We start from the raw sequence: 12,801 nt of genomic DNA, 5'->3' as shown, positions 1-12,801 counted from the left end.
ATAGAGGAGTCCTCTATCCTTGTGAGATCGCTTGTTCTTGTTCAATCACAGCTAATCTTTCTTTCACTTCTTCGTCAGACAGGTTGTGCTGTTTCACATATAGGTTACGTTCACTTGTACGACATTCATGGCTACAACTGCGCATATATTTATGCTCACTTTCTTCTGTTGCAATCATTTTGCGGTTACATGCAGGGTTTGCACAGTTCACATAACGCTCGCAAGGCTCACCAGTGAAGAAATCTTTTCCGACAACCACATGCTCTGTTTGATTCACAGGTACTGTTAAGCGAGTATCAAACACGTAGCATTGACCATCCCAAAGCTTCCCTTGAACTTCTGGGTCTTTTCCGTACGTGACAATTCCGCCGTCAAGCTGAGATACATCTTCAAAGCCTTCACGCTTTAACCAGCCTGAGAATTTTTCACAACGTACACCACCTGTGCAATACGTCAGAATTTTTTTCCCTTCAAGAATCTCTTTATTGTCACGAATCCACTCCGGTAATTCACGGAACGTCTCAATATCAGGACGAACAGCCCCTCTAAAGTGACCAACATCAAACTCGTAATCATTACGTGCATCAATCACAACGGTATCAGGTGATTGCATTTGCTCGTAAAATTCAACCGGGCTAAGATGTTTACCTGTTAATTCTAACGGGTTCACATCATCTTCAAGGCTCAGATTCACTAGTTCATTTCGATGGCGGACGTGCATTTTTTTAAACGCATGACCGTCTGCTTCATCAATTTTGATCGGCATAGACGCAAAGCGCGGATCTTCTTTTAATGCTTCCATGTACTTGTCCGTTTGCTCAATGGTACCAGAAACCGTTCCGTTGATGCCTTCTGATGAGATAAGGATACGGCCTAATAATCCAAGTTCCTTACAGAATGCTAAATGCTCTGCTGTAAACGTCTCTGGCTCCTCGATGGGGACATATTGATAGTAAAGTAAGACTCGATATTGCTTTTCCATATATATAAACACCTCTTAAATTTAATCAAAACATACCGTTCTTTATCATACAGGAAATACATACCTAAAGGCAATGACAGCGACTCAATTCCATAAAACGGTAGGGTCTTTCTTCTCATATTTGACAGAACTTTCTGTAAAATGAGATGATCTATAAAATATGATGTTGTAAAGGAGTAGAACGCAATGATCCAGCCAGAAGATATCGTCAGAAGCGGTCCAAACCAATTTATTTCTCAAAAAGGCATTTATCATGAACTCGATTCACTTATTTCTTCATCCTTCCAGTCGCCCGCTGTCGTGACCGGATACGATTCATTTCATGCTTTTTCACAGTACACAAAGCTTCCGTCTCATTGGCCTGTTGTCCAGCACAAAGGATACAGTTCACCCAATGCCATCACTCGAATTGCAGAAGAACTGCAAGAGGCAGATGTGATCATTGGGATTGGAGGTGGCACGATTTTAGACACCGCCAAGTCAGTAGCTGAGGCTCTTCAAATTGAAGTCATCATGGTTCCAACCATCCCGGGAACATGCGCTGCATCTACACCGCTTAGCGTTATTTATGATGACAAGGGGAATTTCATGAGAGTTGATTACCATAAACGGTCCAGCTACCTCACCCTCATTGATCATACTTTTTTGCTCTCTTCTCCTCTTCCCTACCTTCAAAGTGGGATTGGGGATACGCTGGCTAAATGGTATGAAGCAGAAGCCATTATTCGAAATGCTAAGGATTCCTTGCCGCTCATGGTGCATGCTGCACTAAAACAGGCGGTATACGTGAGGGATATTCTTGTTTCCCATAGCGAAGAAGCTGTCCACAGCTTGCAAACGGGTCAACTTTCGCAAGCATTTGCAGATGTAACGGATACTATTATTACATTAGCCGGCACGGTCGGCGGGTACGGGGGACGCTACGGCAGAATGGCAGGAGCTCACGCCATCCATAACGGATTGACATTTATTGAAGAAACACATCACGTATTGCATGGTCAAAAAGTGGCCTATGGCATTCTTGTTCAGCTTGCCGCAGAAAATCGAATGAGTGAAGTAGAAGAGCTACTTGAACTTTATGAAACACTCGGATTACCTAGAAATATGCGTGAGCTTGGCATCACAGCTCAGCTGGAAGAAGCCGCAAAAACAGTGGCAAACCATGCTGCACGAGCAGACGAAACCTTTTGCTTAATTGGTGACTATTCCAAAGAGCAAATTGTCGACGCCATTCAAGTCATTGAAAACGTATCAGCCGCAAAAAATCGTTAAATAAAAAGGCACAGGCATGCCACCTGTGCTTTTCTTTCGATTAAAAATCAAAGTTATCTGGATCTGGACCTGTGCGCTCATCTTCATTAAGCTGATCGATGACGCCCATCTCATGTGCGGACAGCTCGAAATCGAAGACTTGTGTGTTTTCGATGATTCGGCTCTTCGTCACAGATTTTGGAATGGTGATAATACCATGCTGCAAGTCCCAGCGAAGAATAACTTGTGCCACGGATTTGTCATGTTTTTTCGCAATATCCTGAAGAACAGGGTGGTTCAGCAACTTCCCGCTGCCTAATGGTGACCACGCTTCTACATGAATCCCTTTCTCCTTGCAGTAGTCTCGTAAAGGCTCCTGCGTTAGCTTAGGATGTAGCTCGATTTGGTTGACCATTGGCACAACTTCTGCTTCTTCTAACAGATCATCTAGATGGTGCTGATGGAAGTTACACACACCGATGGCTCGAACGCGTCCATCCTTATACAGCTTCTCTAGTGCTTTCCAAGTTTCTTTATATTTACCTTCAACCGGCCAATGAATTAAATAAAGGTCTAATACATCTAGCCCAAGCTTGTGCATACTTGTTTCAAAGGCTTCAAGTGTTGATTCATAACCTTGATCACGATTCCACACCTTTGTCGTAATAAACAGATCATCGCGAGAGATGCCTGATTGCTGAATGGCTTTGCCTACCCCTTCTTCATTTTGATAGGCTGCTGCTGTATCGATGCTACGGTAGCCCGCTTCAAGAGCGTCTGTGACTGCATTTACAGCCTCATCCCCATCTTTTACCTGCCATACGCCGAAGCCTAGCTTCGGCATTTTTACTCCGTTTGCTAATGTGACTGTATCTGTTAATCCACTCATCAAACAAACCTCCGCTTCATTTTTGCTTACCAAGCACTATACCCGAATTTTCTATTGATCATGCATGAATGTTCGTTGGTGTTATTTGATATATTGTCCTATATCGACCTGATGGCGTCAACGATTTGGTATTCGCTGTTTTAATCTTTCTTTTTAGAAAAATTATATGTCTCTAAAAAGCTTAGGTCATAAAAAGTCAGACGATAAGTTTCCTGTTCATTCTCGTACACTCTGATCCAATAAGACTCTTTTGTGGCTTCCTTGGTTTTCTTTAATGTCACATCTAAAAGTTCCTTCAACAGCTTTTGAATGTCTTCTTTCTTGTCCAAAACAACACGTTTATGATCATGCTCAATTTGAATTTTAGTCACCTTATTTTGATCAATCGAGACCACATCATCGAATGTAGCATTGATCATAAAATAAATACCAATTCCTATTGAAACAACGAAATCCAATCATCCTCTTCAGAGAACACTTGAATCCCATGCTGTTTCAGCAAAGCGGACGTCACACCATCTCCCGCTTTTGTCTTCCCATTAAACTCTCCCTGATAAATCATCCGGCTCCCGCATGAAGGGCTATACTCTTTTAGCACAACCGCTGTTGCTTTCAGAGACTGAACCTGTTCCAGCGTGGCTTTTGCACCTTTTACATACATCTCTGTGACATCAGTTCCATGAACATCGACAACAGTAGCCTGTCCCCGCAAAACATCATGTCCATCTCCGCCAATGATCTCTGCCGGTGGTCTAGGCGTAGAGAAGCCGCCTAGCAGTTCAGGACAAACTGTCACAGCCTTTCCTTCCTGCACAAACTCTTCAATTCGCTGATCTAATCGATGGCTGCCATTATACCGAACTTTCAATCCAGCAAGACAAGCGCTGACCACAATCACGTCTGTTCCTCATTTTTATGGATTGAGCGTTTTTTACTGATCGAAAAATAAATACTTAACGGTAAACAAAATATTGTGTACACCAAAAAGGGCAGGGCACAATACAAAACAGCCGCCCAAACAGGTTCTTCAACTCCTGTGATGCCAAAAAAGTAAACAAATAATAGCAAGCTGACAAACAATCCCACGAACGGCATGATGGTTGCTGACTTTTTAAAATTCTCCATCATTTCTTTCCCCAAAGAAGCTCCCTCCCTTTTTACATGATCACAAATAACGTCAATATATGTTAATTTTACCATATAAAAAACCGAAATCATCTCATTTTTACGATGGTTTCGGTTTTTTCAATCTATATTTTTTCTTTCCATGCCTTTAAAAAGCGCTCAATTACTTGTAATTCATCTTCATGAAACTGCTGGAGAAATTCTAAGTAGGACGCGACAGCTTTCTCATGTAATTCATCATGCAGCGCCGCCAATTGCGTGCCTTTTTCTGTCAATGAATAGTAGACTGACTTCTTATCCCCTTGCCGGTGGCAATAGTCCACCATGCCTTTATCAATTAGTTTTTTCACAGCCTTTGTAATAGCGGGCTTTGATAGTTTCAGTTGTTGAGAAAGAAATGTATTATTTGATTCGTTTGGATTGGCTTGAATCATCGATAAAATGTGTAGCTGTGTGAGTGTCCAATCTTGCTTGAGTGTATCAGTCGTGGTAATCAGTGGATCTGTTGGATCATTCCTTCTCTTTTCCCTATGAATTATCAGATCTTGAATCGCTTTTAATACAATCTGCTCTTTAGTCTCCATCTGATACCTCCACTCTTAACTGGTTAATAAAATGGTACTAATAATTAAGATAGGAGTCAAAAGAAATGTCAGTGTAATAAAAAGAACAGGCCATCAGACCTGAAAATGATGTATGTACTTTTCTACTAGATGACCTATAATGTCACAGCCCCTCTTTCTTTTATTTGCTATAATTCATGGGGGGATGTCATCCAATTTTTGATGAAAAAGGTGAGCTAATGAAAATCGAACAACAAATCGCCATTCGTCAGTTAGAAGAAAAGATCGACCTGTTTTCTTCAACTGTAAACGGAACGTTCCTCACAACGGACGATTTCGTTCTATCTAATACTCATATATCGACAGACACATTCAATTTGCTATTACCGACATCGGCGCACATTCAAGATCCGCAAAAAGTGAAAAAAACGATCGAACACTTGCAGTCTCAGAAACAATCATTCAGTACGTGGGTGGATCATCGTTTGCTTCATCCTGATTGGACCAATTTACTACAGGAATACCAGCTTGAAGAGGTTGAACGCAATACGATCATGATGCTTGAGCAGACAGAGGGCATTGACCCAGCTACATCTTCACCGCTTACAATCAAAGAAGTACTTGATGACCAGACACTGCTTGATTACAAAAATATCTTTATCGAACTATTCAAAGAGTCACCGGAGGCCATCGCCTTAGAGATCTATTTCCAGCGTTTTTCGCTTGAAGCTATACAATCACGTGCTCGCATGTTCGTCGGATATGTAGACCACAAACCGGTCACAACAGGCTTATTACTTGAAGCCACCGATAGCTACGGAATTTATGATGTCATCACAAGGGCAGAGCACCGCGGAAAGGGACTTGGCAGTGACATGTTTCATTATCTTCTGACCCAGACAGAAAACAAACAAAAGTGCGTCATGTTACAAGCATCAACTGACGGCAAAAATATTTACCAACGTGCCGGCTTCCAACCAATCGGCGAAATGGTTGTTTTTGAATAGAATAAAGTAGAACAAAAAAAAGCTGCCTATCATTAGGCAGCTACAATTTGTTGACAAAGGGTTAAAATGATCTTGATTTTAACCCTTTGTCTTCTTTTCAGCGTGATAGAAAACCTTTGCAGCCCTAGGAAGGACGAGTACTGGCGCGGAGCGAATTTGACATTCGTGAGCACCAGCACGCAGGACTGACACCGGATGCGAGGGTTTGTCTACACGCTGAAGCTGCCTATCATTAGGCAGCTATTCAGCACGATGCTGACGATCCATATAAAGTGGTGGTCTCTTCAACGAAATTACCGCACAGCTAAAGGCAATCAGCACAAACACTGCACCGAATTTCGCCAGATCAACAGATGAACCGGTCATCGTAAATAGGACACCACCAACCGCTGATCCAATCGAGATACCAATTTGCAAGGCCGATGTATTTAAGCTTTGCTGAATATCAGACGTGACAGGATCGGTTTGAATCAAATAACTCTGCAAGGCAGGCGTTAATGCCCAGCTAAGCGCTCCCCATAGGACAACCATGATCATAAAGAGAACAAACACACCCGCTGTATAAGGAATGATAAACATCACAACAGCAAACGCGATTGTCACCAGCAAAATGGCTTTCCCTGAACCTAGCTTGTCACTGAGCCAGCCGCCAAATCCATTCCCGCCAATAGAGGCAAGCCCGAAGACCAAATAACAAATACTAATCCAGAACGGGGTCATATGCAAAACTTCCATTAAAAACGGAGTGAAATAAGAATAAAGCATATAATGACCTGCAAGCATAAACAAACTAATCAAGTGTGCACTAAAAATTTTGGGATGCCCTAAAGAGCGAATTTGCTCTCTTAGAGGTGTTACTTTTTCAACAGGCATTTTCTCTAATAGGAAATAGATCAGCACCATCGATATCGCTGATAAAATACTGATTCCTAAAAACATCACTCTCCAGCCAAAGCTCTCTGTAATAAAAATGCCGATCGGTACACCGAGAACAAGTGAAGAACTAATCCCAATAAAAATCAGCCCTAATGCCTTCGCACGATGCGCTGGTTCCACTAATTTAGCAGTGATCGTCAGTGACAACACCACTACTAGCGCTGTACTCATCGCGATCAATACCCTAGAGATCATGACAAGGGCAAAGGTCGAACTAAAATATGTGAAGACATTCCCTATTGTAAACACCAATAAAGCGATTAAATAAAGACGCTTTCGTTCAATTTTAGCTGTGGCAGTCAACAGCACAGGTGCTGAAATGGCATACACAATGGCAAATACGGTGATTAGCTGCCCAGCTGTCGCAAGCGATACATTCAAATCCTCTGCAAGACTTGGCAATATGCCTCCGACAACAAGCTCAACTAATCCTACTGCAAATGTAGAAACGGCTAATAAATATACTCTCCAGTTCATGTCTAACATCCCTTCTCTATATCATCGCTTTCACTTTTGATACAGGGTGAAGACAAACAAAAAAACCCTGATTACAAAAAAGGAAAGCACGCTTTTGTAATCAGGATTTATCGGATCCTGGTAGAAACCCTCAAACCATATTATTGAGGTTATACAAGTCTATTTTTTTCTTCAAATATAGTAGCATATGCTTACATAACTGGCAAGCTATAAAAATAGGAAATGACTGCAAATTCAAGATCAAACAAACCACTCAGAACAGCATGAAAAGAAACGCCAGTACAACTTGCTTTCTCCTGCATTTACAGGTAAACTGATGAAAAATCAACGAACATTCATCAACGTAGATCTGGAATAGTAGCTTGAATCGATCTTTAACAGAGAGGGAACGGTGCTGAGAAGTTCCTACTGACATCTTCAAGTGAACCTGCCGATTTAGTTCTGTTTCATACAGCGGTTCATACCGTTATCATGATCAAGTGTAAAGCTGTGCTTTAAATTAGGGTGGTACCACCAGGAATGGTCCCTAACTTAAAGCACAGCTTTTTTGTTTTTTAAAAGGAGGAATATGCAATGTCAAAGAAACAATTTGTTGAAAAAATCACAAGCATGGAAGAGGACTTTGCCCAGTGGTATACAGATGTTGTCACAAAGGCGCGTCTCGTCGATTATTCAAGCGTTAGAGGCAGTATGATCATTCAGCCATACGGCTTTAAAATCTGGGAGAATATTCGCGACGAACTTGACCGCCAAATTAAAGAAACAGGGCATGAGAATGTGTATATGCCGCTCTTTATCCCAGAAAGCCTGCTTCATCAGGAAAAAGATCATATTGAAGGCTTTGCTCCTGAAGTGGCGTGGGTCACACATGGCGGTGAATCCGAATTACAGGAAAGGCTCTGCGTCAGACCAACCTCTGAAGTACTATTCGCAGAGCATTACAAAAACATCATTCATTCTTACCGTGATTTACCGAAGCTTTATAACCAATGGGCGAATGTCGTCCGCTGGGAAAAGACCACACGTCCATTCCTTAGAACACTTGAATTCCTATGGCAGGAAGGACACACATGTCATGAGACGGAGCAAGAAGCGATTGAGGAAACAGAAAGAATGCTTCACATCTACGCTTCTCTTTGCGAAGAGCTCCTTGCCATTCCTGTCATTAAAGGGAGAAAAACAGAGAAGGAAAAATTCGCTGGTGCCCGCTTCACCTATACGGTTGAAAGCCTGATGCATGATGGAAAAGCGCTGCAAACAGCCACTTCTCACTTCTTCGGAAACGGATTTGCCAAAGCATTTGGCATCGAATTCTTAAACCGCGAAGGAAAGCTAGAGCATGTCCAGCAAACCTCTTGGGGCTTTACGACAAGAATCATCGGTGCCATGATCATGGTGCACGGCGATGACAGAGGACTCGTCCTTCCGCCAAACATTGCACCAACCCAAGTGCGAATCGTGCCAATCGCCTCTCACAAGGAAGGTGTGCTTGATCATGCCTACGAATTAAAAGATCGACTCACCCGCATCGCACGTGCTGATATCGATGCAAGTGATAAACAGCCTGGCTGGAAATTCAACGAATGTGAAATGCAGGGCATTCCTCTACGTGTCGAAGTAGGACCTAAAGACATCGAAAAAGGACAGGTGATGCTCGCAAGACGAGACACTGGAGAAAAGCAGGCTGTCACCTTAGATGCACTTGAACAAACCATTACATCCACGCTTGAAGATATTCAACGGACGATGTACGAAAAGGCGAAAGAACGATTACATGAAAAAACATCAACAGCTCACACCATCGAAGACATTGAGCACACTCTTTCAGAAGAAAATCGATTGATTAAAGCCATGTGGTGTGGTGACGAAGCCTGTGAGAACGACATCAAAGAAAGAACAGGGGCGACCTCACGCTGTATCCCATTTGAACAAGAACCTGTTTCTGACACTTGTGTCTGCTGTGGAAAACCTGCATCTGATATGGTGTTCTGGGCGAAAGCCTATTAGAATATGAACGATAAAGAAGCATCTCTCATGATGCTTCTTTTTTGTTAAAAAGACCCAAACACCCATTGACCTCATCAGCACGATCCCCTATAATTCATATTAATATAATCGGTTTTTAAGACTTTAAATGGAGTGGTGATATATGAAGCGCTGGCCCTCACTGTTTGCTGAACGCTGTCCTAAATGTAAAACAGCATTAGAAGTCTCTAAGTCCAATGCCCTGCAAGGCAAAGTCGTGAAAACATGCCCCAACCTTCATTATCAAAAAGAGTATCACCCAGCACTTGAAACATATATCGAGCACGATGACATCAAATAAAAAAGACCAACACATTTGCTTTGTTGGTCTCTTCTTTATAATAAATCCAGCCAAATTTTGATCGCTGTCGCCGTAATCATCGCAGCAAGTGCCCATTGTAAGTAGACGGCGTTGATTTTCTGACCGACCTTAGCACCAATCGGAGCGGCGATTAAACTTGCCAGCATCAGCACAACCGCAGGAAGAAGCATGACTTGACCCGTCAATACCTTTCCAGCCGATGCACCGATCGCAGAAAGAAACGTAATCGCAAGGGACGACGCAATCGTCATCCTGACAGGAATTTTTAAAATAGACAGCATCACCGGTACCAATATAAATGCTCCGCCCGCGCCTAGTACCCCGGAAACACTACCAATCACAAAGGCAATACCTGCCGCAAGTCCTTTATGAAAAGTGACTTCTTCCTCTGCATCTGCACGCTGTCCCTTTTTTGGAATCAGCATGAGAACCACAGCCGCAATTGCAAGCAATCCATAGACGAGATTCATCCCATTCTCTGGCATGAAGTGAGATACATAACTGCCTAGTAAGCTGCCCGCCAATATACTGCTCCCCATATATAAAATCAACGACCGATGTAAAAATCCGCTTTTACGATAGGCCAATACCCCACCGAGCGTCGAAAAAAGCACTTGAATGGCGCCAATGCCTGATACCTCGTGTGCCGAAAGTGCCATCACACCGACAAGTGGCGGGATATAAAGAAGCATAGGATAGTTAATCACAGATCCCCCGATCCCCACCATTCCTGATAAGAAGGAACCAATACATCCGATGATAAAAAGTGTAATCAAAAACGCAAAATCCACGCTGGTCTCCTCCTTTGCAAAAGGAAAAGGGGATCTTCAGCAGATACCCCTACATCCTTTAGGACCCTTTTCTCACCCAGAACTTCAGCACATGTCCTTCTTCCGTCTGCGTGATCAATTCATGTCCACTTGACTTCGCCCATGCTGCTAAGTCAGCTTTAGCTCCTTTATCTGTTGCATGTATTTCTAAAACTTGACCTTCCGCCAAGTCGTTCATTTTTTTCTTTGTTCGAATAATCGGCATTGGGCATGCAAGCCCTGTGACGTCTAACATTTGATCTGATGTCATTTCGTTGTTCCTCTCCTCTTATTTTATTGGACATTACCGAATCGCACAACGGTTTGGACCAATTTCCATTTCACGCTGCGCTTCATCGTCTGGGCTCAGCTTCCCCATATTGGTTTGACGAATGTCTTGATAGGCGTTTGGTTGTGCAGGTAGGTTCTTCGTGACCATTTCTCTAAATACGGCTTCATCATCAATATTCAGTCCATGATTTTCTTCAAATAGAACGCCTAGCTCCTTCCAAACGCTTCCGTCTTCATTAACTTCATCCATGATCATGAAATGCGCTGGCAACACAATCAATTCTTTTGAAAGTGCGCCATATCGGTCATATAGGGTTTCTCTCAAATCACCTACCCAGTCCTCCGCCATTCCAGCGAGGTCGGGTCTTCCAATCGAATCCACGAACAAAATATCACCTGAAAGAAGATATTGATCATCCACGATAAAAGATGTTGACCCAATCGTATGCCCCGGTGAGTAAAGGGGATGAATATCAATGGTAGCCGCTCCTATCGCGATGTGCTCTCCTTCTTCAAGACGGTTATATTCAAAGATCACTTCTTCTGCATCTTTTGGCGGTAGCCAGTAGCTAGCACCAGTCTGTTCAGCCAGTTTTTTCCCGCCAGAAATATGATCCGCATGAAGATGAGTGTCCAACACTTGGGTGATAGAGACATCGTGCTTCTTAGCAAAACGGATATAGACATCAGTCATTCTAGCTGCGTCTACAATTGCGGCTTCTCCATTCGACATGATCATATAAGATAGGCATCCCTTGCCCATCCGCACAAATTGATACAACTCTCCACCGCCGCTTAAATCACCAATCTTCACTGGCTCTAGATGCTCACTCCACGCCTTCATACCGCCTTCTAAATAATGGACCATTCTGCCCGCCTCTGACAGCATCTCCGCGACCATGATAGAGGAGCCTTCCTTGGCACAAACCACCAACACTTCACGATCATGAGGAATGTCATGCAAAATGCCCTCTACTCCTTCAAGGAGATCAAAATAAGGCACATTCATATGAACGATTGCTTCCCCTTCGATCTTCCAGTCCTGTACATCCGCTTGATTTCGCACATCTAGCAAAAAGAGCGGTTCCTTGTTCACGATCTTTTTTGTTAACTGCTCTGCAGTCATCGCTTTTACCGTCATGTTTCATTCAGCTCCTATTTTTCAATCGCTCCTGTCCAGCTATTCATGCCTGGCACAATATTTGTCAATTGATGAAATCCTTTTTCTTTTAACTTTTGCGCAGCTAATTCACTTCTTCTGCCTGAATGACAGATCAGGTAAATGTCCGTCTCCCGGCTCAATTCTTCCGCACGTTGATCCACCTCACCAAGAGGAATATGAACAGCTCCTGGAATATGCCCCGCCTCGTATTCATCTAGCTCTCGCACATCTAAAATCACCAAAGATGGATCTTCTTTTACTTTCTGTTGAAAAGTCTCCAAAGACATTTCCGAAATCATGGACTTCCCTTCTTTCTGTTGTTCTCCGCCTTTACGAATCAAATGATGGAGCACCTGGCCTTCTACTGTTGTTCCTAAAAATTCGTGGCCGGCACTTTTTGACCATGCCGCCAGATCCGCTGTTGATCCTTTATCGGTAGCTTGCACCTCCAGTACATCTCCTGGTAAAAGCTCATTCATTTGTTTTTTTGTTTTTACAATCGGCATTGGGCATGCCAGTCCTTTTGCATCTAAAATGACAGTTGGTTGCTGCATGTCATGTCCTCCTCAATATAGGGGTGGGGGTATATTATATTGCGCATTTAATGCCAAGCATTCATGCCACCCTTGATGTTGGTAATCTGAGTAAATCCCTGTTTCTTCAATATTTTCGCTGCCTGCATACTTCTCATTCCGCTTTGACATATGACATAGACTTCTTAATTTCTCTCAAGCTGAGAAGCTCGTTTCTTCAAATGAGACAACGGGATGTTTTGAAAGCCTTTGATATGATTTGTTTGAAATTCAATAGGAGACCGCACATCAATGAGCTGTTGACCTTTGCTTTTCAGCTTCTTTTTCAAATGACCTGCATCTATTTGCTTCACACCTCGTACCGGCAGAAAGCGGCTTACGAGTAATCCAATTACGATGATGAGTAAAATCGTCTGCACCATCCTGCTT

Annotated in this window: 15 protein-coding genes, 1 pseudogene and 1 riboswitch; of the genes and pseudogenes, 4 read left to right on the top strand and 12 right to left on the bottom strand. The window is 42.9% G+C overall.

Features of this window, described 5'->3' with window-relative positions; genetic code table 11:
* Positions 1 to 13: 13 nt before the first annotated feature.
* Positions 14 to 982, bottom strand: a complete 969-nt coding sequence (locus MKX52_RS01360) for a rhodanese-related sulfurtransferase (RefSeq protein ID WP_342491309.1) — start codon at positions 980 to 982, stop codon at positions 14 to 16.
* A gap of 189 nt (positions 983 to 1,171) precedes the next feature.
* Between MKX52_RS01360 and MKX52_RS01355 the strand changes: the two genes are divergently transcribed.
* Entirely contained in the window at positions 1,172 to 2,254 is a 1,083-nt protein-coding gene (locus MKX52_RS01355) for an iron-containing alcohol dehydrogenase family protein (protein ID WP_342491863.1), read from the top strand.
* 40 nt (positions 2,255 to 2,294) lie between these two features.
* Here MKX52_RS01355 and MKX52_RS01350 read toward each other — a convergent pair whose 3' ends face one another.
* From MKX52_RS01350 to MKX52_RS01330, 5 genes are all read right to left on the bottom strand, one after another.
* Complete coding sequence (locus MKX52_RS01350; protein ID WP_342491308.1) at positions 2,295 to 3,122, bottom strand: aldo/keto reductase; 828 nt, start codon at positions 3,120 to 3,122, stop codon at positions 2,295 to 2,297.
* Between the two features lie 140 nt (positions 3,123 to 3,262).
* On the bottom strand, positions 3,263 to 3,580 hold the full coding sequence (locus tag MKX52_RS01345) for a hypothetical protein (protein ID WP_342491307.1): 318 nt from the start codon (positions 3,578 to 3,580) through the stop codon (positions 3,263 to 3,265).
* Positions 3,559 to 4,020, bottom strand: a complete 462-nt coding sequence (locus tag MKX52_RS01340) for a DUF523 domain-containing protein (RefSeq protein WP_012008777.1) — start codon at positions 4,018 to 4,020, stop codon at positions 3,559 to 3,561. Before MKX52_RS01340 ends, MKX52_RS01345 begins: the two co-directional genes overlap by 22 nt.
* Entirely contained in the window at positions 4,017 to 4,262 is a 246-nt protein-coding gene (locus MKX52_RS01335) for a hypothetical protein (RefSeq protein ID WP_342491306.1), read from the bottom strand. Before MKX52_RS01335 ends, MKX52_RS01340 begins: the two co-directional genes overlap by 4 nt.
* Before the next feature lie 110 nt (positions 4,263 to 4,372).
* Positions 4,373 to 4,831 carry a MarR family transcriptional regulator gene (locus MKX52_RS01330; RefSeq protein WP_003216997.1) on the bottom strand — a complete coding sequence of 153 codons (459 nt, stop codon included), beginning with the start codon at positions 4,829 to 4,831 and terminating at the stop codon, positions 4,373 to 4,375.
* A 218-nt stretch (positions 4,832 to 5,049) separates the two neighbouring features.
* Here MKX52_RS01330 and MKX52_RS01325 point away from each other — a divergent pair, with 218 nt between their 5' ends.
* On the top strand, positions 5,050 to 5,817 hold the full coding sequence (locus MKX52_RS01325) for a GNAT family N-acetyltransferase (RefSeq protein ID WP_342491305.1): 768 nt from the start codon (positions 5,050 to 5,052) through the stop codon (positions 5,815 to 5,817).
* Positions 5,818 to 6,057: 240 nt separating this feature from the next.
* Here MKX52_RS01325 and MKX52_RS01320 read toward each other — a convergent pair whose 3' ends face one another.
* Positions 6,058 to 7,230 (bottom strand): MFS transporter, encoded by a 1,173-nt coding sequence (locus tag MKX52_RS01320; protein ID WP_060595432.1) that lies wholly within the window; start codon positions 7,228 to 7,230, stop codon positions 6,058 to 6,060.
* Positions 7,231 to 7,307: 77 nt separating this feature from the next.
* A riboswitch (purine riboswitch) is annotated at positions 7,308 to 7,407 on the bottom strand.
* 396 nt (positions 7,408 to 7,803) lie between these two features.
* On the opposite strand from MKX52_RS01320, the gene proS reads away from it, so the two are divergent.
* The gene (gene proS / locus MKX52_RS01315) at positions 7,804 to 9,237 is read left to right on the top strand and encodes a proline--tRNA ligase (RefSeq protein WP_342491304.1); all 1,434 of its coding nucleotides are present in this window, start codon (positions 7,804 to 7,806) and stop codon (positions 9,235 to 9,237) included.
* A 142-nt stretch (positions 9,238 to 9,379) separates the two neighbouring features.
* Entirely contained in the window at positions 9,380 to 9,556 is a 177-nt protein-coding gene (locus tag MKX52_RS01310; protein WP_012008772.1) for a hypothetical protein, read from the top strand.
* Between the two features lie 35 nt (positions 9,557 to 9,591).
* On the opposite strand, the gene MKX52_RS01305 is transcribed toward MKX52_RS01310, so the two are convergent.
* The 5 genes and pseudogenes from MKX52_RS01305 to MKX52_RS01285 all read right to left on the bottom strand — a co-directional run bounded on the left by MKX52_RS01305 (position 9,592) and on the right by MKX52_RS01285 (position 12,794).
* On the bottom strand, positions 9,592 to 10,368 hold the full coding sequence (locus tag MKX52_RS01305) for a sulfite exporter TauE/SafE family protein (protein ID WP_216889166.1): 777 nt from the start codon (positions 10,366 to 10,368) through the stop codon (positions 9,592 to 9,594).
* 58 nt (positions 10,369 to 10,426) lie between these two features.
* Positions 10,427 to 10,657, bottom strand: a complete 231-nt coding sequence (locus MKX52_RS01300) for a sulfurtransferase TusA family protein (protein ID WP_012008770.1) — start codon at positions 10,655 to 10,657, stop codon at positions 10,427 to 10,429.
* Between the two features lie 33 nt (positions 10,658 to 10,690).
* Entirely contained in the window at positions 10,691 to 11,818 is a 1,128-nt protein-coding gene (locus MKX52_RS01295; RefSeq protein ID WP_144468925.1) for an MBL fold metallo-hydrolase, read from the bottom strand.
* A gap of 14 nt (positions 11,819 to 11,832) precedes the next feature.
* Positions 11,833 to 12,393 (bottom strand): sulfurtransferase TusA family protein, encoded by a 561-nt coding sequence (locus tag MKX52_RS01290; RefSeq protein WP_211063420.1) that lies wholly within the window; start codon positions 12,391 to 12,393, stop codon positions 11,833 to 11,835.
* Between the two features lie 47 nt (positions 12,394 to 12,440).
* Positions 12,441 to 12,794: pseudogene (locus MKX52_RS01285) on the bottom strand (rhodanese-like domain-containing protein).
* Positions 12,795 to 12,801 lie beyond the last annotated feature (7 nt).

This window comes from Bacillus sp. FSL R5-0422 (assembly GCF_038610765.1).
GTDB classification, from domain to species: domain Bacteria; phylum Bacillota; class Bacilli; order Bacillales; family Bacillaceae; genus Bacillus; species Bacillus pumilus_O.
Note: the sequence above shows the minus strand (reverse complement) of the source record. Positions and strands in the feature narration are given on the sequence as shown.